The sequence below is a fragment of the Cohnella thailandensis genome (genome assembly GCF_014212135.1).
Classification (GTDB): Bacteria; Bacillota; Bacilli; order Paenibacillales; family Paenibacillaceae; genus Cohnella; species Cohnella thailandensis.
The window spans coordinates 1-23,607 of the sequence record NZ_JACJVQ010000024.1 but is presented as its reverse complement, the minus strand read 5'-3'; the positions used below and the strand labels follow the sequence as shown (position 1 = coordinate 23,607).

23 protein-coding genes, 6 tRNA genes and 1 rRNA gene are annotated in these 23,607 nt (G+C 58.2%); all 30 read right to left on the bottom strand.

What is annotated here, in order from left to right:
* Positions 1-53 precede the first annotated feature (53 nt).
* On the bottom strand, positions 54-323 hold the full coding sequence (locus H7B67_RS25870) for an HPr family phosphocarrier protein (RefSeq protein WP_136373277.1): 270 nt from the start codon (positions 321-323) through the stop codon (positions 54-56).
* 83 nt (positions 324-406) lie between these two features.
* Positions 407-1,342: a DNA-binding protein WhiA gene (gene whiA, locus H7B67_RS25865; RefSeq protein WP_185122780.1), complete on the bottom strand. Its 936-nt coding sequence runs from the start codon at positions 1,340-1,342 to the stop codon at positions 407-409.
* A gap of 6 nt (positions 1,343-1,348) precedes the next feature.
* Positions 1,349-2,344: a gluconeogenesis factor YvcK family protein gene (locus H7B67_RS25860; protein ID WP_185122779.1), complete on the bottom strand. Its 996-nt coding sequence runs from the start codon at positions 2,342-2,344 to the stop codon at positions 1,349-1,351.
* A 9-nt stretch (positions 2,345-2,353) separates the two neighbouring features.
* Complete coding sequence (rapZ, locus tag H7B67_RS25855; RefSeq protein ID WP_185122778.1) at positions 2,354-3,244, bottom strand: RNase adapter RapZ; 891 nt, start codon at positions 3,242-3,244, stop codon at positions 2,354-2,356.
* Between the two features lie 163 nt (positions 3,245-3,407).
* Complete coding sequence (locus tag H7B67_RS25850) at positions 3,408-4,358, bottom strand: ROK family glucokinase (RefSeq protein ID WP_185122777.1); 951 nt, start codon at positions 4,356-4,358, stop codon at positions 3,408-3,410.
* A 66-nt stretch (positions 4,359-4,424) separates the two neighbouring features.
* Positions 4,425-5,375 (bottom strand): thioredoxin-disulfide reductase, encoded by a 951-nt coding sequence (trxB, locus tag H7B67_RS25845; protein WP_185122776.1) that lies wholly within the window; start codon positions 5,373-5,375, stop codon positions 4,425-4,427.
* Between the two features lie 317 nt (positions 5,376-5,692).
* Positions 5,693-7,438 (bottom strand): tetratricopeptide repeat protein, encoded by a 1,746-nt coding sequence (locus H7B67_RS25840; protein ID WP_185122775.1) that lies wholly within the window; start codon positions 7,436-7,438, stop codon positions 5,693-5,695.
* A 210-nt stretch (positions 7,439-7,648) separates the two neighbouring features.
* Positions 7,649-8,602 carry a ribose-phosphate diphosphokinase gene (locus H7B67_RS25835; protein WP_185122774.1) on the bottom strand — a complete coding sequence of 318 codons (954 nt, stop codon included), beginning with the start codon at positions 8,600-8,602 and terminating at the stop codon, positions 7,649-7,651.
* Positions 8,603-8,786: 184 nt separating this feature from the next.
* Positions 8,787-9,449, bottom strand: a complete 663-nt coding sequence (gene hisIE / locus H7B67_RS25830; protein WP_185122773.1) for a bifunctional phosphoribosyl-AMP cyclohydrolase/phosphoribosyl-ATP diphosphatase HisIE — start codon at positions 9,447-9,449, stop codon at positions 8,787-8,789.
* Positions 9,446-10,204 carry an imidazole glycerol phosphate synthase subunit HisF gene (gene hisF / locus H7B67_RS25825; RefSeq protein ID WP_185122772.1) on the bottom strand — a complete coding sequence of 253 codons (759 nt, stop codon included), beginning with the start codon at positions 10,202-10,204 and terminating at the stop codon, positions 9,446-9,448. Before hisF ends, hisIE begins: the two co-directional genes overlap by 4 nt.
* A gap of 15 nt (positions 10,205-10,219) precedes the next feature.
* Entirely contained in the window at positions 10,220-10,978 is a 759-nt protein-coding gene (gene hisA / locus H7B67_RS25820) for a phosphoribosylformimino-5-aminoimidazole carboxamide ribotide isomerase (RefSeq protein WP_185122771.1), read from the bottom strand.
* Positions 10,979-10,997: 19 nt separating this feature from the next.
* A complete protein-coding gene (hisH, locus tag H7B67_RS25815) occupies positions 10,998-11,618 on the bottom strand; it encodes an imidazole glycerol phosphate synthase subunit HisH (protein WP_185122770.1) in 621 nt (206 codons plus the stop codon).
* Position 11,619: 1 nt separating this feature from the next.
* Entirely contained in the window at positions 11,620-12,222 is a 603-nt protein-coding gene (hisB, locus tag H7B67_RS25810) for an imidazoleglycerol-phosphate dehydratase HisB (protein ID WP_185122769.1), read from the bottom strand.
* On the bottom strand, positions 12,219-13,508 hold the full coding sequence (gene hisD / locus H7B67_RS25805; protein ID WP_185122768.1) for a histidinol dehydrogenase: 1,290 nt from the start codon (positions 13,506-13,508) through the stop codon (positions 12,219-12,221). Before hisD ends, hisB begins: the two co-directional genes overlap by 4 nt.
* 76 nt (positions 13,509-13,584) lie before the next feature.
* Positions 13,585-14,223, bottom strand: a complete 639-nt coding sequence (gene hisG, locus H7B67_RS25800) for an ATP phosphoribosyltransferase (protein WP_185122767.1) — start codon at positions 14,221-14,223, stop codon at positions 13,585-13,587.
* Positions 14,220-15,440, bottom strand: a complete 1,221-nt coding sequence (locus H7B67_RS25795; RefSeq protein ID WP_185122766.1) for an ATP phosphoribosyltransferase regulatory subunit — start codon at positions 15,438-15,440, stop codon at positions 14,220-14,222. Before H7B67_RS25795 ends, hisG begins: the two co-directional genes overlap by 4 nt.
* Before the next feature lie 256 nt (positions 15,441-15,696).
* Positions 15,697-16,227 carry an acyltransferase gene (locus tag H7B67_RS25790; RefSeq protein WP_185122765.1) on the bottom strand — a complete coding sequence of 177 codons (531 nt, stop codon included), beginning with the start codon at positions 16,225-16,227 and terminating at the stop codon, positions 15,697-15,699.
* A gap of 4 nt (positions 16,228-16,231) precedes the next feature.
* The gene (gene ppaX / locus H7B67_RS25785; RefSeq protein WP_185122764.1) at positions 16,232-16,885 is read right to left on the bottom strand and encodes a pyrophosphatase PpaX; all 654 of its coding nucleotides are present in this window, start codon (positions 16,883-16,885) and stop codon (positions 16,232-16,234) included.
* A 31-nt stretch (positions 16,886-16,916) separates the two neighbouring features.
* The gene (gene lgt, locus H7B67_RS25780) at positions 16,917-18,155 is read right to left on the bottom strand and encodes a prolipoprotein diacylglyceryl transferase (protein WP_185122763.1); all 1,239 of its coding nucleotides are present in this window, start codon (positions 18,153-18,155) and stop codon (positions 16,917-16,919) included.
* Positions 18,156-18,202: 47 nt separating this feature from the next.
* Positions 18,203-19,135, bottom strand: a complete 933-nt coding sequence (gene hprK / locus H7B67_RS25775; RefSeq protein ID WP_185122762.1) for an HPr(Ser) kinase/phosphatase — start codon at positions 19,133-19,135, stop codon at positions 18,203-18,205.
* 122 nt (positions 19,136-19,257) lie between these two features.
* Positions 19,258-20,379 (bottom strand): ABC transporter ATP-binding protein, encoded by a 1,122-nt coding sequence (locus H7B67_RS25770; protein WP_185122761.1) that lies wholly within the window; start codon positions 20,377-20,379, stop codon positions 19,258-19,260.
* A gap of 91 nt (positions 20,380-20,470) precedes the next feature.
* Positions 20,471-21,565, bottom strand: coding sequence for a PucR family transcriptional regulator (locus tag H7B67_RS25765; RefSeq protein WP_185122760.1), 1,095 nt, complete (start codon positions 21,563-21,565; stop codon positions 20,471-20,473).
* Positions 21,566-21,656: 91 nt separating this feature from the next.
* Positions 21,657-22,604: an MraY family glycosyltransferase gene (locus tag H7B67_RS25760; protein ID WP_185122759.1), complete on the bottom strand. Its 948-nt coding sequence runs from the start codon at positions 22,602-22,604 to the stop codon at positions 21,657-21,659.
* A gap of 115 nt (positions 22,605-22,719) precedes the next feature.
* A tRNA-Lys gene (locus tag H7B67_RS25755) sits at positions 22,720-22,795 on the bottom strand.
* A gap of 9 nt (positions 22,796-22,804) precedes the next feature.
* A tRNA-Tyr gene (locus H7B67_RS25750) sits at positions 22,805-22,888 on the bottom strand.
* Between the two features lie 57 nt (positions 22,889-22,945).
* Positions 22,946-23,021: transfer RNA gene (locus H7B67_RS25745), tRNA-Phe, on the bottom strand.
* A 27-nt stretch (positions 23,022-23,048) separates the two neighbouring features.
* Positions 23,049-23,125, bottom strand: a tRNA-Asp gene (locus H7B67_RS25740).
* Positions 23,126-23,203: 78 nt separating this feature from the next.
* Positions 23,204-23,279 (bottom strand) — tRNA-Val (locus H7B67_RS25735).
* 15 nt (positions 23,280-23,294) lie between these two features.
* Positions 23,295-23,371 (bottom strand) — tRNA-Met (locus tag H7B67_RS25730).
* Positions 23,372-23,488: 117 nt separating this feature from the next.
* Positions 23,489-23,607 (bottom strand): 23S ribosomal RNA (locus tag H7B67_RS25725); the annotation flags it as partial.

Sequence of the window (23,607 nt, the reverse complement as noted above, 5' to 3'; positions counted from 1 at the left end):
CCTTATGGAAAACGCAAAAAGCCCCCTCGCGGGAGCTTTGAGCCATTGGCTGCTTATTGGTTCTCGAGCTCTTCTTTGCTGACTAATTGGACTAAAGCGGTTACAGCTTGCTCTGCGTCCGAACCTTCTGCGCTTATCACGACTTCGGTGCCCGAGCTGATCGCAAGGCTCATGATCCCCATAATGCTCTTGGCGTTAACCTTCTTGTCGTCCTTCTCCACGAAGACGTCGGAGGAGAATTTATTGGCTTCTTGAACGAATAAAGCCGCCGGTCTGGCGTGAAGCCCCGTTTTAAGCCGAACAACCACCGGCTGTTTCGTCATGGAACGGATACCCCCTATCTTAGTTCATCACGTGTATGGTCTATCGTCTATTATACAATGTTAAAGGATGTTACGCCATACGCTTATGCTCCGCCGTTCCGGATTTTTTCGGCCCACTCGTCGATTTTGCGCAAGCGATGGTTGACGCCGGACTTGCTGACCTGCCCTTTGAGCATATCGCCGACTTCCTTCAAATTCAAATCCGGGTGCTTGAGCCGGACCTCCGCCACCTCCCTGAGCTTGTCAGGCAAGTTCTCGAGTCCGACCTCCTTCTCCAGCAGCTTGATGTTGTCGATCTGCCTGACGGCGGCCCCGATCGTCTTGTTGAGGTTGGCGGTCTCGCAATTGACGATGCGGTTCACGGAGTTGCGCATGTCCCTCATGATTCGGACGTCCTCGAACTTGAACAGCGCTTGGTGAGCGCCGATGATGCTGAGGAATTCGATGATCTTCTCGCCTTCCTTGATATAGAGAATGAATCCCTTCTTCCGCTCGATGAACCGGGCATTCAGCTGGAACTTGTTCGCCAATTCCACGAGAGCCTGGCAGTGCTCTTCGTACATCGAAGCGATCTCTAGGTGATAGGACGAGCCCTCCGGATTGTTGACGGATCCTCCCGCAAGGAATGCCCCTCGAAGATAGGCCCGCTTGCAGCAAGGCTTGCGGACAAGCTCCTTGTCGATCGACGATTGAAAAAGGAAGCCCTCGCTCGTGATCGCCAATTCCTTCAGCAGAGACTCCACGCCGGCCGGCACCCGCACGATATACACGTTGTTCTTTTTGAGCCGCATTTTTTTGCGTACCAGAAGCTCCGTCGGCACCGGATAATGCTTCTTCAGAAGAGTGTACATCCGCCTGGCGATCGCCGCGTTCTCGGTCGAGATATCCAGAACGATTCTTTTATTCGTCAGCTGCACCGAACCGTTCATCCGGATGAGCGCGGACAGCTCCGCTTTCTCGCAGCAGGAATCCGCCTCGACCAAGGTTAGTTCTTTTTTGGTAAGGGCTGCGAAGGACATGCGCACTCACCCCTTTCTCTTCTTCCAATCGGCCACCAGTTGGTAAATGTGATTGCTTAACTTGGCGGCATCGTGTCGCAGATAGGTCCGGAACAGCACGAGCGTATCCGCGATTACCTTATAGCCTCTGCGCATGACTTCGTCCATATCCAGATGAACGGCCGTGGAGCCCTGCTCCGCGTACATCTGGTGAACCTGGGGCGGAATCTCGCCGTCGTTCACGATCACGTAATCGAACAGCTGATGGCCGATGTGGGCATGAACCGCGTCCAGATGGTCGCTGACCGAATAGTTGTCCGTCTCTCCCGGCTGCGTCATGACGTTGCATACGAAAATCTTGACCGCGTCGCTCTTGACGATCGCGTCGGCGAGTTTGGGAACGAGCAGGTTCGGAATTATGCTTGTATAAAGAGAACCAGGCCCCATAAGGATAGCGTCGGCCTGCTCGATCGCTTCAATCGCTTCCGGCAGCGGCTCCACATTCTCGGGCTCGATGAACACCCGTTTGATGGCCACACCCGCCTTGGGAATCGAAGACTCCCCGACGACGATTCTGCCGTCCGCCATCTCGGCTCTCAGCACGATCGCTTGATTCGCCGCGGGGAGCACCCTCCCCCGAACGGCCAGAACTCGGCTTAATTCGCGGATACCGGCGACGAAGTCTCCGGAGATGTCGGTCATCGCGGCCAGGATCAGGTTGCCCAAGCTGTGGCCGGCAAGCCCCTTGCCGTTGTTGAACCGGTAAGAGAGCATATCCGCAAGCAGCGGCTCCGCGTCCGCGAGCGCCGCGAGCACGTTGCGGATGTCCCCGGGAGGAGGCATCTGCATCTCTTCCCTCAAGATGCCGGAGCTGCCGCCGTCGTCGGCTACGGTCACGATAGCCGTAATGTCCAGGGGCTTCTGCTTAAGCCCCCGCAGCATGACCGACAGTCCCGTTCCTCCGCCGATAACGACGATCCGGGGCAGCTCCTTCTGAGGATTCGCGGATGGCTTCGGAGTCATCGCCTCACCTCACCCATGAAGATCGCGATCCGCATCCCGATGACTCACGCGCACCTTCTCCGTCTCGCTCGAGCCGAGCATTCTTCCGAGATACTCCGCCAGGGCAACGGAGCGATGCTTGCCTCCCGTGCAGCCGATTCCGATGACCACCTGGCTCTTGCCTTCCTTGTGGTAGAGAGGAATCAGGTACTGCAGCATATCCAGCAGCTTGGAGAGGAACGTCTGCGTCTCCGGCCACTTCATGACGTAATCGTACACTTCCGGGTTTTGCCCCGTCAGCGGACGCAGGTTCTCCACGTAATGAGGGTTCGGCAGGAAGCGGACGTCGAAAATCAGATCCGCATCGATCGGAATGCCGTACTTGAATCCGAACGAAGTGACGTTGATCGAGATCGAGCTCCGGTCGAGGTTGGAGAATCTCGAGACGATTCTCTCCTTAAGCTGGGCGGGCTTCAGGTTGCTCGTATCGATCACCTGGGTCGCCCAGCCCTTCAGGTCCTCCAGCAGCTTGCGCTCGCTCTGAATTCCGTCGAGGGGCATTCCTTCCGGCGCTAGCGGATGGCGGCGGCGGCTCTCCTTGTAGCGCTGGACCAGCACCGAATCCGTCGCGTCCAGGAACAGAATCTCGTTATGAATCGTGAAGTGCTCGCGAATGTAGTTGAGCGATTCCGAGAGAGCCGTGAAGAACTCCCGGCCGCGCAGGTCGATCACGAGCGCCACCTTGCCGATCCTCCCCTGCGACTGGTCGATCAGCTCGGCGAACTTCGGGATAAGAACGGGAGGGAGATTGTCGACGCAGAAGTACCCCAGGTCTTCCATGCTCTGCACCGCTATCGTCTTGCCCGCGCCGGACATCCCCGTAATAATGACCAGCGTCGGCTTGGATGCGATCGAATCCATTTCGGTCTCCTCCATTTGTTGCAGTTTGTTATATCTCTAAGAAAATGCCATCGGTCGGTTGTTCAGCAACCTGCTTGCAACTCGGAACAGGCTTCCCGGTTCGGCGGCAGAGGCCAGTCAAAAGCGCCTGTCCGTCGAAAGGCCGACGAGCAGGCGCTCTCCATTATGCTCGAAGGAATAATCCCGCCGCGCCCACGACGCCCGCGTTATTGCCTAGCTCCGCGGCGACGATGTCCACGCCCGCCGAGGCCGACTCCGGCGCCAGCTTGACGAACACGGAACGAATCTGCTCGAACAAGAATTCTCCGGCCTTGCTGACCCCGCCGCCGATGATGAACCGCTGAGGGTTCGTCACGACAGCGACCGCCGCCATCGACTTGCCGAGGTAGAAGGCCGCGCGGCTTATGATGCGTTGCGCGACTTCGTCTCCCGCCTTGGCGGCGTCGAACACTTCCTTGGCGGCAATGTCCGTCACAAGCGAGAGCGAAGTGCGATCTCCGCGATCCACCGCATCCTTAGCCATCCGAATGATGCCCGTCGCGGAGGAGACCGTCTCCAGGCATCCCATGCGGCCGCAGCCGCATTGAATCGCTTCGAGATCCGGCACGACCGACATGTGGCCGAGCTCGCCCGCCATGCCGCTGAAGCCTTCCAGCAATCGGCCGTTTACGATAATGCCGCCGCCTACGCCCGTTCCGAGCGTATAGCAGACGCAGTGCTCGACGCCCCGGCCGGCTCCTCCCCACACTTCTCCAAGCGCTGCCACGTTGGCATCGTTGCTGATCCGGATCGGCTTGCCGAGCTTCTCCTCCATGATCTGCTTGACCGGCACGTTCCGGAAGGGGAGGTTCGGCGAGAAGTCGATGATCCCGTTCGGAATGTCCAGGAAGCCCGGGATTCCGATGCCGACGCCCTGGACGGCTTCCCATTCGTCCGAACCCGGAGGAACGAGTTCCTTCACGTAAGCCGCGATATTGCTCAGAACGGCGTCCGCCCCTTGGTCCGTATGAGTCGGACCTTCAAACGTGCGAATCAGTTCCCCTTCGGCATTGCACAATCCGATCTTGATGGCGGTACCGCCGAGATCGACGCCAACATACAAAGCTTGAGACATAATGGTAGACACCTCGAATAGATAATGATATCGGTAATGCTATCGGGTCGCCGGCCGGATGAAGGATCAGCCCAGCGTCTGGCTCCAATCGTGAACGGCAGAGCCCTCCAGGAACTTCTCGCAATCGAGAGCCGCCATGCAGCCGCTGCCCGCGGCCGTGATGGCTTGGCGATACTTCGTATCCTGGACGTCGCCGCACGCGAATACCCCTTCGACGCTCGTCTCGGAGGATCCCGGCTTCGTCACGATGTAGCCCTGCTCATCCGTCTCGACTTGGCCGCCGAGGAACTTCGTGTTCGGCGTATGCCCGATGGCCACGAACACTCCGTGCGCCTCGATGATCTCTTCCTCGCCGGTCGAGTTGTTGCGCACCTTGAGTCCGGTAACGCCTTGTTCGCCCGCGACGACTTCGAGCGGAGTGCGGTTCAGGCCTAAGCTTACCTTCGGGTTCTCCTTCACGCGGTCCTGCATGATCTTCGACGCGCGAAGCTCGTCGCGGCGATGAACCAGCGTCAGGTCGGAGGCGAAGCGAGTCAGGAAGTTCGCTTCCTCCATCGCGGAGTCTCCTCCGCCGACAACGACGATCTTCTTGTTGCGGAAGAAGAAGCCGTCGCAGGTCGCGCACGTGCTGACGCCGCGTCCGACGTTGTCCTTCTCGCCAGGAATGCCGAGGTACTTGGCCGATGCGCCGGTCGAAACGATCAGCGTCTCCGCCGTCAGAACTTCTCCGCCTTCCAGGTTCAAGGTGAACGGTCTCTTCGACAGGTCGACCGAATTGATCCAGCCCGTGCGGAATTGGGCGCCGAAGCGCTCCGCCTGCTTGCGCATGTTGGCCATCAAATCCGGGCCCATGATGCCATCCGGGAATCCCGGGAAATTCTCGACCTCCGTCGTCGTCGTCAATTGGCCGCCCGGTTCCGGACCTTCGATGACGAGCGGGTTCAGATTGGCCCGCGCCAAATAAATAGCTGCCGTGAGTCCGGCAGGTCCCGTACCGATTACGATGCTTTTGTACATAGGTCTCTCTCCTTCTGCGGATATAGCCTGATGAGCCAAGCTCTATTCGATTAACTGTAATCATAATTGTAACAGTATATGAAGGGTTCCACAAGCCCCGCCGGACGAGCCTAACCTAATGGGCACCCCCGCGTAGATTCTCCGGTTCCGGCTTGCCCGTCCAGGCTTATCCGTCAAGCTCATCCGTGTGAAGCCCATCCGTCTAAGCTCATCCGTATATAAGCCCATCCATCTATAAGCTCATCCATCCAAGCCTGCTCGTTCGTGCCTACGCGCTTGCCGCCGGGGCAACCGCGCTTCGCCATGCGGCGCGCCGGCTACCGAAGCTGCGGAAGCTGAGGAATCGTCAGTACCTGCTTCATCTTCTCCCGGATGCCGCAAGCCTCGTCGATTCGGTTCACGTACCGGCTGATGCTCGCCTGCGACGCTTCATAACGGGCGACCAAATCCGTGTAGGTAATCGCTTGCCGATGCATCTTGGCCGTCCAATATTCGAGCGCCGCCGCCCAGCCGGACGACTTGCTCAGCTTCGGAACGTCCGGATAGACCCGCGAGAGGTAGTCGACCCACAGCGTCATCATGTCGTGCTGCTGAACGACGTCGTAGCGCCCCGCCATCTGCTCCATCGCCTTCTCCAGCACCGCCTGCCAGGAGCTGTCCCAGACGGGCAGTCTCGGCGCCTTGCGCTTCGCCTCCAAAGTCACCATCCGGCCGCCGAACATCACGTACAGCGATTCGTTCAGCCCGATCGAACGGAGCACGAGAACGGCGACGCGCTTCAGCTCGTCGTCTTCCTTCGGATCGATCAGGAACGCCTTTAGCGCTTCGACGACCTCGTCGTCCGCCACGAGCCCCAGCGCCTGAATGACTTGCGCCTTCGTTCGGCGATCGCCGTGGCGCAGCGCCCAGAAGAAGGAGGAGCGGATCAACGGATCCTGCTTCAGCGCCCCGGGCACCATCTCCGGAGAATCCGCCCACTTCCGGAACTGCTCGTCGAACGGAAGGTGATAGTGATAATGCAGAGGCGGCGATTCCTCCATCGTTCTCATCTTAGCGAGCTTCATCAGATAGAAGGCGGGCACATCGGAATCGCGGTCCAGCCGCTGCGCCTCCTGCCAGTGGCGCTCCGCGTCGTCGAACCGTCCGATGTTGGCCGCGGCCACGGCGGCGAAATGGTGCAGGCTCGGCTCGCCGGACAGCTCGCCCGTACGAAGCAGGCGACGGAAGTGCCGGTAAGCTTCGGCGTGCTTGCCCACGATGCCGAGAGTCGTCGACAGCTTGAACACGTGCTCCGGATGGAAGGGCACCGTCTTCATCAGAAGCCCGAGAAGCTCGCGCAGCTCCTCCTGCTTGTTCGAATGCTGGTAGAAGATCGCGAGGTTGCACAGCGCGTGCAGGTTGCCCGGCTCGGCATCCAGAACCTCTTGGATCGTCTGAATGGATTTATCGAACAACCCCATATAGTAGTATGCCAATCCGAGATTGTTGCGCGCCGCGAGAAAATCCGGCTGCCGCTCGATAATTTCTTCCAATATCCGAACCGCTTCCGCGAAATGCCCCGCCTCCAGCAGCTCCCGGGCCTTATCGTGCGCGTAGACGTTCTCCTTGGACTTGATCGTCGACAGCTTGGTCGGCCGGTTCAGCTCATAGCGAAGCAGCTCGAGCAGCTCATCCGCCTCATCGAGGAACTGGCCCTCCGCGTCCGTCTCGAGGTACTGGACGAGAGCCTTCTCCGCTTCCTCGTACTTCTCCATGTTGGCGAAGTTGTTCGCCAAGTAGTAATAGCATTCCGTCATCGAAGGGTCGACCCGCTCCAGGACGGTACGCAGAATGTCGTTCGATTCCTCGTAGCGCCCCATCTCCGAGAGAATGCCCGCCATGTTGCAATGGTTCACCGGGTTGTTCGGCTCATATTCGACGGCGCGCCGAAAGTACTTCAGTGCCTTGTCGTAATGAAACCGATCCAGCGATTGAACCGCCCGCTCGAAGAAGAACGTGGCATCCAGGGAGAAGGGAATCACTTTCTTGCGCCGATTCTTGACTGCGTGCTTTCTTGGATTCATCCGCAAGGCACCTCCTCGGTTGAAATAGCCATGAATCCGATCCACTGTGATCTCCGGCTTCGCCGGATACGTCAAACCGATTATAACACAGCGTACCCTTCCTTAAAACAAATTCCCCTTAACCGGCCCCTCCGCCGACTCCGGAACAAAAAAAACTCCCGGGGACTCCTCCGTGCGGAAGAGAGCCCGAGAGCGGTTCATCGTTTAAGATCAAACGCCGTTATCTTTGAAAAGAGTGCTGATGGATCCGCCTTCCATGATGATGCGGATGGCTTCGGCCAGCATCGGCGCGACGGACAGCGTTTTGAACTTGGCGGAGCATTGCGTCGGAAGCGCGATCGAGTCGGTCACGACGACCTCGCGGATGTTCGGATGGTCCAGCTTCAGGACCGCGTCGCCGGAGAACAGAGGATGGGTCGCGCAGACATAGACGTCTTCCGACCCGCGCTCCTTCAAGCCTTCGACGACGTTCACGATCGTCGTTCCGGTGTCGATCAAATCCTCGATAATGATCGGCGTATGGCCTTCGACGTCGCCGATGACGTGGGTAATCACCGATTCGTTATGCGCCGGACGCTTCTTGATCATGATCGCGAACGGCGAATCCAGCTGGTTCGCCAGCTTCTCCGCAGTGGACGCGCGGCCGGCGTCCGGCGATACGATAACCGGGTTGTGAATGTTCTTGGCTCTCAAGTAATCGCTGAGCAGATCCAAGGCGGTCAAGTGATCCACCGGGATGTTGAAGAACCCTTGGATGGCGGCTGCATGCAGATCGATCGTCACGATTCGATTCGCTCCGACCGTCGTTAGAACGTCCGCTACCATCTTGGCCGAGATCGGCTCGCGCGGAGCGGCTTTGCGTTCTTGCCTTGCGTACCCGTAATAAGGCAGCACGATGTTGATCGTACGGGCCGACGCCCGCTTGGCGGCATCGATCATGACCAACAGCTCTACGAAAAAGTCATTAATCGGATGAGACAAGGATTGCACGAGAAAGACGTCGCAATTGCGAATGGTCTCTTCGTAGTGAACGTAGACTTCCCCGCTCTTGAAACGGGAAAGCTTGATTTTCCCAAGAGGCAATCCCAATTGATGAGCGATGTTCTCGGCAAGGATCGGGTTCGAACTCCCCGAGAAAATGCGAAGCTTGCTGCTGCTGTACATGAGCCCCTCCAAAAGTTCTTTCAAATAAAAACGCCGTCGGCGTGTCCGACCTGTATCCACAATCGGAATATATTATACAATACGCGTAACGCAATTTAAAATTTCATCTAGCCCGAATGCTGGTGAATTTTTGGCAAAAACGTGAAAATTCGACGTCATCCGACGTCGAATCCGCTCGTTTTCTTCAATTTTTCTTCGTCGGCTTGCGGTGACGGAATTCGAGCTCCGCCAGCACCTCGTCGAAAGGAATCCGCTGCTGGCGCAGCAGCACCATCAGATGGAAGATCAGGTCGGCCGCTTCGCTGCGGATCTCCTGCCTGTCCTCGTTCTTGCCCCCGATGATGACCTCCGCCGTCTCTTCGCCGATCTTCTTCAGGATCTTATCGAGCCCCTTCTCGAAGAGGTAAGTCGTATAAGAGCCCTCCGGGCGCTCGGCATCCCGCTTCGCGATCGTCTCCTCCAAGGCGCTGAGGGTAGCGAAGCGATCCGCGGCCGGACGCTTGTCTTCCGGAAGCTCTCCGTCCGCGTCGCGATAGAAGCAGGTATAAGCGCCCGTATGGCAAGCCGGCCCGTTCGGAACGACTTGCACGAGCAGCGTGTCCCCGTCGCAATCGTAGCGCAGCGATACGATCTTCTGCGTGTTCCCGCTGGTAGCGCCCTTGTTCCACAGCTCGCCGCGCGAGCGGCTCCAGAACCACGTCTCTCCGCTGTCCAGCGACAGCTTCAGGGATTCTTGATTCATGTAGGCGAGCATCAAGACTTCCTTGCTCACGGCGTCTTGCACGACAGCCGGAACGAGTCCGTCCGCGCTCCATTTGATTTGATCGATCAGGTTCGATGTGGTCATCTGACATTCACTCCTTGCGCCCGCAGAGCATCCTTGACTTCTCGGACGGACACTTCCTTATAGTGGAAAATACTTGCGGCGAGTCCGGCGTCCGCCTTCCCTTGCGCGAACACGTCGACGAAGTGCTCGGCATGGCCCGCTCCCCCCGATGCGATCACCGGAATGCCGACGCTGCCGGATACCGCCGCGGTCAACTCCAGGTCGAAGCCGTCCTTCGTCCCGTCGGCGTCCATGCTCGTCAAGAGCAGCTCTCCCGCTCCCCTGCGCTCCGCGTCCTTCGCCCACTCGAGGGCGCGAATGCCGGTCGGGTTGCGTCCTCCGTGAGTAAACACTTCCCATTCGCCCCACTCGGAGTTGAACTTCGCGTCGATCGCGACGACGATGCACTGCGCCCCGAAGATCTTCGAGCCCTCGCCGATCAGATCCGGATTGCGGATCGCCGCCGTGTTGATGCCGATCTTGTCGGCTCCGGCGCGAAGCAGCCGCTTCATATCGTCCGTCGACGAGATGCCTCCGCCTACCGTGAACGGGATCGTGATTTCGCCCGCCGTGCGGCGAACGACCTCGATCATCGTCGCCCGGCCTTCGACCGAAGCGGAGATGTCGAGGAACACCAGCTCGTCGGCGCCTTCCTTATCGTAGATGGCCGCGAGCTCGACCGGATCGCCGGCATCCCGCAGATTGACGAAGTTGACTCCCTTTACGACGCGCCCGTCCTTCACGTCGAGGCACGGAATAATTCGTTTGGCTAGCATGATATGGCCCCCTTCTTAACGCCTCCGGCAATAGTCCACGACTTCCCGGTAAGGAAGCGACCCGCCGAAGATGTCCAGCGCGCTGCCGATCGTAATGTCCAGCTTGCCGCCCGTCAGCGAACGGAAATGCTCGAGATCCTCCAGGGAACGGGCTCCGCCCGCATAGGTCGTCGGAATCCGCACCCATTCGGAGAGCTTGCCCGCCAGCTTCTCCTGCACGCCTTCCCGCTTGCCTTCCACGTCCACGGCATGAACGAGAAACTCGCCGCAATAGCTCTCGAGCTCCCGGATGGAGGCTTCGTTCACCTCCAGGTCGCTGAATTGCGTCCATTGGTTCGTCACCACGTACCAGCGCCCGTCTCGTTCTTTGCAGCTAAGATCGAGCACCAGCTTTTCCCGGCCGACCTCCGAGACGATCCGGTTCAAGTTGTCCATCTGCAGACGGCCGTCGCGGAACACGTAGGAAGTCACGATGACATGAGAAGCGCCTTCCTCGAGATAGGACGCCGCGTTGTCGGCCGTAATGCCTCCGCCGATCTGCATCCCTTGTGGATACGCTTGGAGCGCCTGGACGGCCGCATCCCGATTCCCGCCGCCAAGCATGATGATATGCCCGCCGGTTAAGCCGTCTTCCTTATACATCGAAGCGAAGTAGCCGGGGTCCTTCTCGGAAACGAAGTTCTCCACGACCTTGGAGGAGTCCTCCTGCAGCGTCTCCCCGACGATCTGCTTCACCTTGCCTTGATGGATATCGATACAGGGTCTGAAGCGCAAGCTTGCTCAATCCTTTGGCTTATAAATTGCTGGCCTTGTTCGCGACCAGTTTAACGAAGTTGTTCAGCAGCGCCATGCCCAGCTCGCCGCTCTTCTCCGGGTGGAACTGCATTCCGTACACCGAGCCGCGTCCGACGATGGCCGTCACCGGCTGATAATAATCGGTCGTCGCCAGCAGGTCTTCCTTGCGCTCGGGAAGCGCATGGTAGGAGTGCACGAAGTAGACGTGGCCCGGATTCAATCCGGAGAAAAGAGGGCTCTCCTGGGTGAAGACGAGCTCGTTCCAGCCCATGTGGGGCACCTTGTAATCGCCTTGGAAGCGCACGACCTTGCCCGGCAGAAGGCCAAGGCCGGTATGCGTCCCGTGCTCTTCGCTCTCGTCGAACAGAAGCTGCATGCCGAGGCAGATGCCGAGCAGCGGCTTGCCGGACGCCGCGTATTCCTTCACGACGCTCTCGAGGCCGGTCTCGCGAAGATTGGCCATCGCGTCTCCGAACGCCCCGACGCCGGGCAGGATCGCCCCGTCCGCCGCCAGGATCTCCTCGGGGGAGGAAGTCACGAGCGCCTCGGCGCCGAGTCTCTCGACCGCCTTGCCGACGCTGTGAAGGTTGCCCATGCCGTAATCGATGATCGCGATCATCCTACAGCACTCCCTTCGTCGATGGCACGCCTTTCACCCGGGGATCGATCGTGGTCGCTTCGTCCAACGCGCGTCCCAGCGCTTTGAACACCGCTTCGATCATGTGATGCGTGTTCTTGCCGTAATGCACGATGACGTGCAGCGTGATTCGGGCTTCGAGCGCAAGCTTCCAGAGGAACTCGTGCACGAGCTCCGTGCTGAAGCTTCCCACTTGGGCGGAAGGGTATTCGGCGCGGTACTCGAAGTGCGGGCGGTTGCTCACGTCGACGACGACTTGAGCCAGCGCCTCGTCCATCGGCACGAACACGCTCGCGTAGCGCTTGATGCCGGCTTTGTCGCCGAGCGCCTCGCGCAGCGTCTGGCCCAGGCAGATTCCGATGTCTTCGACCGTATGGTGGTCGTCGATGTCCACGTCGCCCCGCGCTTCGACCTTCAGGTCGAATTGGCCGTGCTTCGCGAACAGGTCGAGCATGTGATTAAGGAAAGGAACGTCCGTCTCGAGGTCGACCGAGCCCGTCCCGTCTACCCCCAGCGACAGCTTGATGTCCGTTTCGTTCGTTTTGCGCGCCACTTCGGCGACGCGCGCTCCTGCAGGTACCGTCATTTGGAATCTCCACCTTCTAGTCGGATTTCTACCGCCCGGGCATGGGCTTCGAGCCCTTCATGCCGCGCGAGCGTAGCGATGCCCGCCGCGTCTCTCAGCAACGCTTGGCGGCTGTATCGGATCAAGCTCGATTTCTTCAGGAAGTGATCGACGTTCAGGGGCGAGGAGAACCGCGCCGTCCCGTTCGTCGGAAGTATGTGGTTCGGGCCCGCGAAGTAGTCGCCGACCGGCTCGGAGCTGTACGGCCCGAGGAAAATCGCGCCCGCGTTCTCGATGCCGCCGAGCAGCTCCAGCGGATCCTCGGTCATCACCTCGAGATGCTCGGGAGCGAGCAGGTTGATGACCTTCACGCCGTCCGCCATCGTCGGCACCGTCAGGATGGCGCCGTACTGCTCGAGCGACTTCTCCGCGATCTCGCGCCGCGGCAGCGTCGCCACCTGCCGCTTCAGCTCCGCCTCGACGGCGGCGGCCAGCTTCTCCGACGGCGTCACGAGCACCGCGGACGCCATCTCGTCATGCTCCGCCTGCGACAGCATGTCCGCGGCGATGTACCCGGCGTCGGCGGTGTCGTCCGCCAGCACCGCGATCTCGCTGGGCCCGGCGATGCTGTCGATGTCGACCGCGCCGAACACGGCGCGTTTCGCCAGCGCCACGTAGATGTTGCCGGGCCCGCAGATCTTGTCGACGGCGGGAATGCTCGCCGTCCCGTACGCGAGCGCGGCGACCGCCTGCGCTCCCCCGACCCGGTACATCTCCGTCACTCCCGCTTCCGCGGCCGCCACTAAGATGTACGGGTCGATGCCTTCGCGTCCGCCGGTCGCCGGCGGCGTCGCCATGACGATCTCCGGCACGCCGGCTACCTTGGCCGGAAGCACGTTCATCAGCACCGACGACGGATACGCCGCCTTGCCTCCGGGAACGTACAGGCCGACGCGGCGCAGCGGCCGCAGCACCATCCCGAGCAGCGTGCCGTCCGGCTGCGCGTCGATCCACGTCGTCCGCTTCTGCTTCTCGTGGAACGCTGTAATGTTCGCCGCCGCTTGCCTAAGCGCCGCAAGAAACTCCGGTTCCACTTTATCGTAAGCGGAGTCGATCTCCTCCTGGGTTACCCTCAGCCCCTCCGGCTGAAGCTTCACCTTGTCGAGCTTCTCCGTATATCGCAGGAGAGCCGCGTCCCCTTCGAGCTTCACCGCTTCGACGATCTCTTTGACCACGGCATTCTGCTCGGGCGTTCCATATTCGGCCTGTCGTTCCAGCCGGAAGCCCTCTGCCGGTCCGATATACATATCGCTCTCCCCTTTCCTCTTGTCCGTTCGTTGTCATCGAAGCTCTACGCAAACCTTTTCCGATGCTCTCTTCCGCTTAGCCTCGAACCGCGATTTTCTGGCTCAACCGATCGCACAGCGCTTGAATCGCGTTGTTCTTCAACCGGTAGCTCACGCGGTTGGCGATGAGACGGCTCGTGACCGAGAACAGCGTCTCCATCTCGACCAGACCGTTCTCCTTCAGCGTCTGCCCCGTCTCGACCATATCGACGATCCGGTCGGCCAGCCCGATAAGAGGAGCAAGCTCGATGGAGCCGTTCAGCTTGATGACCTCCACCTGCTGCCCCTGCTCGCGGAAGTATTGGGAAGCGACGTTCGGATACTTAGTCGCCACTCTCGGATGAATGACCGGCTTCCACCCCGGAAGTCCGATAACCGACATGCGGCACTTCGCGATTCCGAGGTCGAGCAGCTCGTATACGTCCTTGTTCTCTTCCATCAGAACGTCCTTGCCGACGATGCCGATGTCCGCCACGCCGTATTCCACGTAGGTCGGCACGTCGACCGGCTTGGCCATGATGAATTCCATGTTCGCTTCCGGAACGGGAATGATGAGCTTGCGCGAATCGTCGAAGTCTTCCGGAATCGACAATCCCGCTTCCCGGAACAGCTTGCTCGCCTGCTTATAGATTCTGCCCTTCGGCATCGCTACCTTCAAAACGCCATTGTCGGTCATGCCCGTCCCTCCTTCTCAAGCCCGTAAACGACTAAACGATCGAAGGCCATTCCCCGATGGACGAACGGACCCTTGGCCGCTTCGGCGCGCAGCCCCGGCAGCACGTCCTTCAGAACGTCTTCCTTCTCCGTCACGGCGACAAGCCCTTCTTCGCGAATTCTCTCCGCTTCGAGCAGCGCTTCCCTGCGGCTCTCCTTCGTGTAGACGATAAGAATGCGATTCTCGTCCGCCTCGTCATCCCCGACAACCTCCAGAATGCGGGTCGTCTTAAGCGCAAAGCCCGTCGCGGCCGCGGGACGTCCGAATTGGGCCAGCAGATTGTCGTAACGGCCGCCGCTGCACACCGGGAAACCGAGATGGGAGGCATAGCCCTCGAACGTCATTCCCGTATAATAGGAGAAATCCCCGATCATCGTCAGGTCGATGAGAACGTGATCCTGCAGCCCGTAAGCCGTCAGCACTTCCCATACCTCGCACAGCTGGCGGATCGCCGCTTGCGCATCCGGGCTTCCGCTCAGGCTCAGCGCCTGGTCGCATACCTCGACTCCGCCGCGCAAGCGCAGGATTCCTTCCAGCTCGCCGCGGACGCTGTCCTCGATCGACAGCTTCTTCAGCGCGTCGCGGTAGCCGACGTGGTCGCGCTGCAGCAGATGCGACTTCAGATTCTCCTGCTCCTCCGTCCTGCCGAGCAGAGCTTCCTGGAACAGACCGTTCAGGAACCCTACATGGCCTACGGCGATCTTGAACGACGGCACTCCCGCCGCTTGAAGGGAAGCGATCGCGAGAGCGATCACCTCCGCGTCCGCTTCCGAAGACGGATCGCCGACCAGTTCTACCCCCGTCTGGAAAAACTCCGCATCCCGTCCGGCTTCCTCTTCGAAAGCGCGGAACACGTTCGCATGATAGCTGAGTCGCAGCGGGAACGGCGTCTCCTTCAACAAGGAAGAGACTACCCTCGCGATCGGCGACGTCATCTCCGAACGGAGAACGATCGTCGTCCCTCTCTGGTTCAGCAGCTTAAACAGCTTCTGGTCGGAGGTGGCGCTGGCCACCCCTACCGTGTCGTAATACTCCATCGTCGGAGTCATGATCTGCTCATAGCCCCAACGACGCATGCATTCCAGCACGTTGCGCTCGATGCGGCGAAGTTTCGCGACCGCATGCGGCAAATAATCCTTTACGCCTGTCGGCTTCTCGAACACCTTTGGCTTCGACAATGCTATTCCCTCTTCTCTATATGGCAACTTGATCTCGTATCTCGCTCTATGCTTTATCGCGTTAAAGTTCTACCATTCTACCATACTGCCAAAATAAAGCTTTCTTTGACTTTATCACGAGCCATCCCCCGCGTCAAGAAGCCGGACCCCAGCGCTTATCACTCTAACTTGACCCAATCGCGCCAAAAAATAAGTCCACGCCAGAGGAACCCGACAGTTCCTCCCGGCATGGACCTTCAATTCTTTATAGCCGCGATCAATGCACTCTCGTCGACCGCTCCTCGAAGGAGTTAGCTTCCTCTTCCTTGCGGGAAGAGAGATCCCTTAGCGGATTGCCGCCTACCCTGGCATACGCGGGGACATCGCGGTGAACGACCGCGCCGGCGGCGACGACCGCCCCGTCTCCGATCGTGACGCCGGGAAGAACGGTAACGTTCGCTCCGATCATGACGTTAGAGCCGATAACGATCGGTCCGATCCGATATTCCTCGATTAGATATTCATGGGTCAGAAGCGTGGAGTTATAGCCGATAATGCTGTTATTGCCGATCTGGATCCGTTCCGGAAAGAACACGTCGACCATGACCATCAGGGCGAAAGATGTCTGTTTCCCGACTTTCATTCCGAGTATCCGGCGATAGATCCAATTCTTCACCGGCAGAATCGGGCAGTAACGAGCCAGTTGAATGAAGATGAAGTTCCGAACCGCTTTCCAGCGGGAAACCGTGCGGTATACCTGCCATAACGCATTGGGACCTTCCACGGGATACCGTTCCACTCTTCTCAACCGATCATCGCTCCAATCCGCATATCGTCAGCAGCTGATCCATCTCCTGAATGATATGGGCCGCTCCCGCGTCCTTCAGGATCCCTTCTCCCTTAAGCGACCAAGCGACTCCGACGGGAATAGCGCCCGCGTTTCTGGCCGACTCGATGTCGACCTTGCTGTCTCCGACCATGATCGTGGTCTCCGGATCGGCCCCGAGAGCCTCGATCGCTTTAAGCACGGGTTCGGGGTGAGGCTTCGCGTGCTCGACGTCGTCCAGCGTGACGATCGCCCCCATGTAATCGTAGATGCCGAGCAGCTTCAAAGCTCTCTCGGTAGAAGGCTTCATCTTCGTCGTGACGATCCCGAGCCGAATTCCCGCCGCATGGAGCTTGGGTACAACCTCTCCCACGCCAGGGAACAACGTGACCATCTCGTCGTGGCGAAGAAGGTTGTATTCCCGGTAAGAACGCGCGAGATCGTCTACCTGCTCTCTTCCCGAGAACTGCTGCAGCTGCGTGACGAGCGGCAGTCCCATGCTGGGAATGATATGCTCCCGTCCGAAGCCCTCGGGAACGATTCCTTGGAGCGCATGAAGGAACGATTCGATAATCAATTCATTCGTATCGATAATGGTCCCGTCCAGATCGAACAGAACGGTTCTAATCTTAGCTGTCATTCTTTGTTAGGCCTCTTTTCGTAAGTCGCGATTAGTCGCCGCCGCCCGAACCGCCGCCATCCGAGCTGCCGGAATCCGAGCTTGAGCTGCCGGAACTCGAACTGCCGGAATCCGCGCTGCCGGAGTGACTATCGCCCGATCCGCCGTTCGAATCCGAAGCCGGGCTCGAATCATCGGAGCTGCTATCCCCTTGTTTCGCATCCCCTTCCCGCTTGTCGGCCGCCGGAGGATCGCGATCGGGTTCGCGGTCCGCATAGCTCGTCTGGTTAGGCAGAGTCGCGGCTGCCGCGGAATCCGTCGTCTGCGCGTTCTTCGCCTTCTCGCTTGCCGGTGCGTCCGACTTTGCGGCGGGCTTCTTCGTGCTGACCAGAGGATCGAGATATCTCTCGTTCGCGTACCCCATTCTGCGGCGCACGATAATGAGGATGATGCTGCCGATGATGAGCAGCAATGCGAGCAGCTGCGAGCTGCGCACGTCCCCGTATTGCGGATCGAGATAACCTTGCTCGAAGCCCATCCATTCCATCGGCTTCCACAAGGTCTTCAGGAAGGACGCCAGCCAATCCGCCCCGTTGAACGCCAAGCTGTCCGTACGGATGGCTTCGATGTAGAAGCGGCCGATCGAATACCAGATGAAGTAAGATAACAGCAGCTCTCCCGAGCGAAGGAAGCTCTGTCTGCGGAGGATAAAGAGGATGATGATTCCGACCAAGCTCCACAGCGATTCGTACAAAAAGGTGGGATGGTGATAGATCCCCTCGATATTCATCTGATTCACGATAAAGTCGGGCAAATGAAGCGTGTTGCGCAGGAAAGACTCTTCAACCGGCGATCCGTAGGCTTCTTGGTTGACGAAGTTGCCCCAACGTCCGATCATCTGCCCCGCCAGCAAGGAAGGAGCGCAAATATCCGCTACCCTCCAGAACGAGTAGCCTTTGGCCCGGAAGTACAGAAACCCGCAGATGAACGCCCCGATCAACGCGCCGTAAATCGCGATGCCACCGTTCCAGATCTGAATGATCTCGCCGGGGTGCTGGCTGTAGTAATCCCAGGTAAAAGCAACATAGTATAAACGGGCGGCAATGATGGCGGACGGAACACCGTAAAGCATGAGATCAAGGAAGAAGTCCGGCGTTAAGTTAAAACGCTTGCCTTCCCAGATCGCCAGCAGAAGACCGACCAATGCGGCCGTTCCCAAAATAATTCCGTACCAGTGCACCTGAAGCGACCCCAACGAGAAAGCTATGGGGTCCAGTTTGAGCGGCAACATCCGAATCCTCCATCCTGGTTTATCGGCTTAATGCCGAAGTTGTCGTCTTATTCGTAATCCTCGTCGGCGATAGCTTCGGTGAGCTTGTTCGTGAACTGTAGGGCCGCATTGTACCCCATTCTCTTCAATCGGAAATTCATGGCCGCCACTTCCAGAATGACCGCCAGGTTCCGTCCCGGCCGGACAGGCACCGTGACGAGAGGAACTTCGGCTTCGATGAGCTTAGTCGTCTCCTCGTCCAGGCCGAGCCGGTCGTACTGCTTCTCCTGCTGCCAGTTCTCCAGCTTGATGACCAGGCTGATCTGCTTCGTGGTCCGAACGGCGCCGGCTCCGAAGAGCGTCATCACGTTAAGGATGCCAAGACCCCGTATCTCCAGCAGATGCTGGATCAGCTCGGGCGCGCTTCCGTATAGAAGGTTGTCCGCCGTCTGGCGAATTTCGACCGCGTCGTCCGCGACCAGGCGATGCCCGCGCTTCACAAGCTCGAGCGCCGTCTCGCTCTTGCCGATGCCGCTTCCTCCGGTAATCAGCATTCCGACGCCGTACACGTCGACCAGAACCCCGTGGATCGTAGCGGTCGGAGCCAGCTTCTTCTCCAGATAGTTCGTGATCCGGCTCTGAAGGATCGTAGTCGCCAGGCTGCTGCGCAGCACCGGGAACTTCTTCTCGTTCGCGACTTCCACGAGCTCTTCGGGAACATCCAGCCCGCGAGTCACGATAATGCACGGAGTATCGTCCGTGCACAGCTTCTGCATTCGATCCGATCTCTCCGACGAGGTAAGCGTCTCGAGGAAGGCCAATTCCGTCTTGCCGAAGATCTGAGCCCGGTCCATCGGATAATACTCGAAGTAACCGGCGACCTCGAGGCCCGGACGATTGAGATCGTCCGTCTGTATCGTACGTCGCAGGCCTTCCGCCCCGGCCACGACCTCTAGCTGAAACTGTTGAACGAGTTCGGATACCTTTACTTTCTTAGCCATCGCACGGTCTCCCTTCCACTTGTCTTTTTCATCGTATCTAAAAAAAGGGCGGAAATCAATGTAAAAGCCCGAATAGCAGAAAAGCGCCCGGCCGTCTGGCCGAGCGCTTAAGGAAAACGGGATTAGTTCTCGAGAATGTTGAGCTCGGAATCCTTGTCGAAGAAATGAACCTTGTTCATGTCGATCGCGAGCTTCACGTTTTGGCCTTCTTGCAGGCCCGTACGGCCGTCGACGCGAGCGATGACGTTGTCCTTGCCAAGACCGTTCAGGTACAGGAACACTTCGTAGCCGAGGTTCTCGGATACTTCGATGCTGGCATTGACGATCGTCTTCGGAGACGCTTCGATGAAGACCGGCTCTTCGTGGAAATCTTCCGGACGAACGCCCAGGATGACTTCCTTGCCGATGTAGCCCTTGGCGCGAAGGGCCTTCGCTTTGCCTTCCGCTACTTCAACGTTGATGCCGGTAGCCTTGAAGTGCACGCTGCCGCCTTCTTCAACCAGTTGGCCGGTGACGAAGTTCATCGCCGGAGCGCCGATGAAGCCTGCAACGAACAGGTTGATCGGGTGGTTGTAGAGCTCTTCCGGAGTAGCGGCTTGTTGAATGAAGCCGTCCTTCATGACGACGATGCGGTCGCCCATCGTCATGGCTTCCGTTTGGTCGTGCGTTACGTAGATGCAAGTCGTCTCAAGGCGCTTCATCAGCTTGGAGATGTTAGCACGCATTTGAGTACGCAGCTTGGCGTCCAAGTTGGAGAGCGGTTCGTCCATCAGGAACACTTGAGGTTCGCGGACGATTGCGCGGCCCAGGGCGACGCGCTGGCGCTGACCGCCGGACAGAGCCTTAGGCTTGCGGTCCAGAAGGTGTTCGATTTCGAGCGTGCGAGCCGCTTCGCGTACGCGGCGGTCGATTTCGTCCTTGCGGAATTTGCGAAGCTTCAGGCCGAATGCCATGTTTTGATATACGTTCATGTGCGGATACAGCGCGTAGGATTGGAATACCATCGCGATGTCGCGGTCTTTCGGAGCGACGTCGTTCACGACGCGGTCGCCGATGTACAGCTTGCCTTCGGAGATTTCTTCGAGACCCGCGATCATGCGCAGCGTCGTGGACTTGCCGCAACCGGAAGGACCGACCAGCACGAGAAATTCTTTGTCTTGAATGTCAAGGTTAAAGTCAGTTACCGAAGCTTTGTCGGAACCTGGATATTTTTTATAAACATGCTCTAAACGTACGCCTGCCATTTATAAGTTCCCCCTAACAACTCGTTTAAGGTACATAGCTATCTTAACCCAGAGCGGTGTCGAATGACTATGCACAAAGCGTACAAAAAATTCATTTCCTTTTCGTGACTTTGTACAATAGCAGCATGATTCGGACAAGAACCGCGTCGTTAAAGGAACGGACGTCAAGTCCTGTCTCCTGCTTCAGCTTATCCAGCCGGTATAAAAGCGTATTGCGATGAATATATAGGCGCTTGGCCGTCTCGCTCACGTTGCAGTCCATGGTAAAAAAAGCGTCCAGAGTCGAGATGGTCTCCGGTTCGGTGAACAGGTCCGGACGCCCCATCATTTCTTCCATGAACCGGATGCGCGTCGATTCCGGAATTCCGTTCAGAAGTCTCTCCAGATGAATCATCCAGGGGAGATGAACCTGCACTCCCATGTGAAATTTGCGGCCGAGATAGATCGTCTCCCGAAGGCCGTAGACCGTCTGGACTAAGCTTTCCGTCGGAATGATCGGAACGCCGACCGCGACGTGGCATTCTCCGCCCCACTCCTCGGTAAACATCTGGTGAAGTCCCGTGGCGAGCGAGAATAAAGCATCCTTCGTCTCGTCCATCTCGATGACATCCTCTTCGGCCGATTCGACCTCCGCCAGCAGCCGATCAGGACCCAAAACGAGCCATTCCCTCTCCCGGATCGGAATAAGGAGAATTTCGTCCGAGATAAAGGACTTGAACACTTTCTCCAATTCATTGTAGGGGAGCTCCCGGTCATCCGCCTGCTCGCTGATCAGCAGGAACGGAATCATCCCGTCGAACAAGCGGTTGCGCAGCTCGAACCGGTCCGGAACCTCCGCCCGCAGATCCCCTCCGTTAATGCTCTGCTCGATCCAATCGCCAAGCCTTCTCGCGCTTCGCTCGGTATCCGTGAAGCCGTTGGCGGCCGTGCGGGAAGCGGAAGGCTGGAGCACCCACCTGAACAATTCGGATTCCAGCGGTGTCAGCCCTTTCGGGAACCGAAGAGCCTCCAGCTCCTCCCCGTCCGCGCTTATCGCGATCAGAGTCCCATCCTCTCGTACAACGCTATCGCCAGCTTCCGGCTGCCGGGAGCCTCCCGCTTGAACCCAATCGCTGAGCTGGATGACGACGACCTCCACCGGTGCTCCCGCCAGTTGCTGAAGCTGCTGCAATCTTGTTTTGTTCATCGCTGCATGCCCCTCATCCGTAATCAATATCCACAATTGTAGCATAATTAACGGGCTTAAGGGGCTATTTGGGGACGGCCAAGCCTTCCCATCATCTCAAGATCAAAAGAATGACGATCGACATAAGGGCAAATACGGCCGCTATCAGGTACAGAAACGATACGGTCTGCACCTGGGATAGACCCCATCTCATTAAAGTGTGGTGAGTATGCAAGTTGTCGGCCCTATGCAGTCCCTTTCCCACGAGAAGACGTCTGCTGAACGTGATAACCGTATCCAGAATAGGAACGCCCAAAGCAAGCAGAGGCACGGATATCGACAGGAAGGTCGCCCCCTTAAGGGTGCCCTCTATCGCTAGTACGGCCAAGGTAAATCCGAGAAAAGTCGCTCCCGCGTCGCCCATGAATATTTTCGCCGGGTGGAAGTTGTAGGTCAGGAACGCCAGGCAAGAGCCGGCAAGAGCGATAGCCAGAAGCGCGATTACCTCTTGATTGCCCAGCAGGGATGCCACGAACAGGGTCAAGGAGGAGATGACGCATACCCCGGAAGCCAAGCCGTCGACGCCATCGATAAAGTTCATCATATTAATAAGGGAGAAAATCCAGAGCGCCGTGAAGAAAACCGACCACCCGTCGGAGAAGATCAGCATCGCGGAATGAGAAGGAGCGGATATCCCCTGGATCGAGATTCCGAACCCTACGGGAAGAATCGCCACGCCTATGTAAACAATCAATCGGGGCCATACGGGGAATTCCTTGCCGTAAGCTTTAAAACCGTCATCGACGAGGCCGATCGCGACGAGCAGGCCGCCTCCCAAGGCAAGGACCCTGACGATCGAGCTGTCGCCGACGTACAAATATGCCATTCCGATAACGCCTATGTAGATGGCCAATCCGCCGCTTAACGGAACCGGGCTCGTATGCATCTTGCGCTTGGTCGGACGATCCACGAAGCCGAGCCTGCGGGCCGCTTCGCGAACGATGGGGACGAGCAGGAGAACGAGAAGGAACGCACTGAAGAATGCATACATATAGATCATGTCGAGGCCCTCCGGTTACAGGTTTTTGCTGTTAACCTCTCCAGACAACGGCAGCCTCATGCATGTCCTTAAAAATCAAAAAAACAGACGTCTGCACGTCTGTTGATGGTTTAACTGGTGAGCCATGAAGGACTCGAACCTTCGACACCCTGATTAAAAGTCAGGTGCTCTACCAACTGAGCTAATGGCTCGGGGTGTGTTGGTGGAGGGTGATGGATTCGAACCACCGAACCGTGAGGAAGAGATTTACAGTCTCCCGCGTTTGGCCACTTCGCTAACCCTCCATGCGCCCCGCCGGTAGGTTGCGCAACTCAAGAGTAGCTTATACCGGAGAAATACAATGGTGGCTCGGGACGGAATCGAACCGCCGACACGAGGATTTTCAGTCCTCTGCTCTACCAACTGAGCTACCGAGCCGCATATTTAGTTCTTATTTGAGAAAAATGGCGGAGCCGACGGGATTCGAACCCGCGGTCTCCTGCGTGACAGGCAGGCATGTTAGGCCTCTACACCACGGCTCCGCGATAAAAGGTGTTTCGGGGTCCCCGAAAAGTAATAGGAATAAGCTTCGAAGACCTTCTTCACTTTTTGGGGTGAAGTGGTGGAGGCTGAGGGGATCGAACCCCCGACCCTCTGCTTGTAAGGCAGATGCTCTCCCAGCTGAGCTAAGCCTCCATGGGAAGCGTGATTTGGTAGCGGCGGAGGGGATCGAACCCCCGACCTTTCGGGTATGAACCGAACGCTCTAGCCAGCTGAGCTACGCCGCCATCTCACGAGCGCTTGTCCGATGAGACAAGCATTAGCGATCTCAAAGCTTGCGCCTTGATAACCGGATACGAAACGAGTTAGCGTTCATTAGAATCTCACTTGCCGTGCTGGCTGATTAGGATAAGCCCTCGACCGATTAGTACTCGTCAGCTGCACACGTTGCCGTGCTTACACCTCGAGCCTATCAACCTGGTGTTCTTCCAGGGGTCTTACGTACTGGGAAATCTCATCTTGA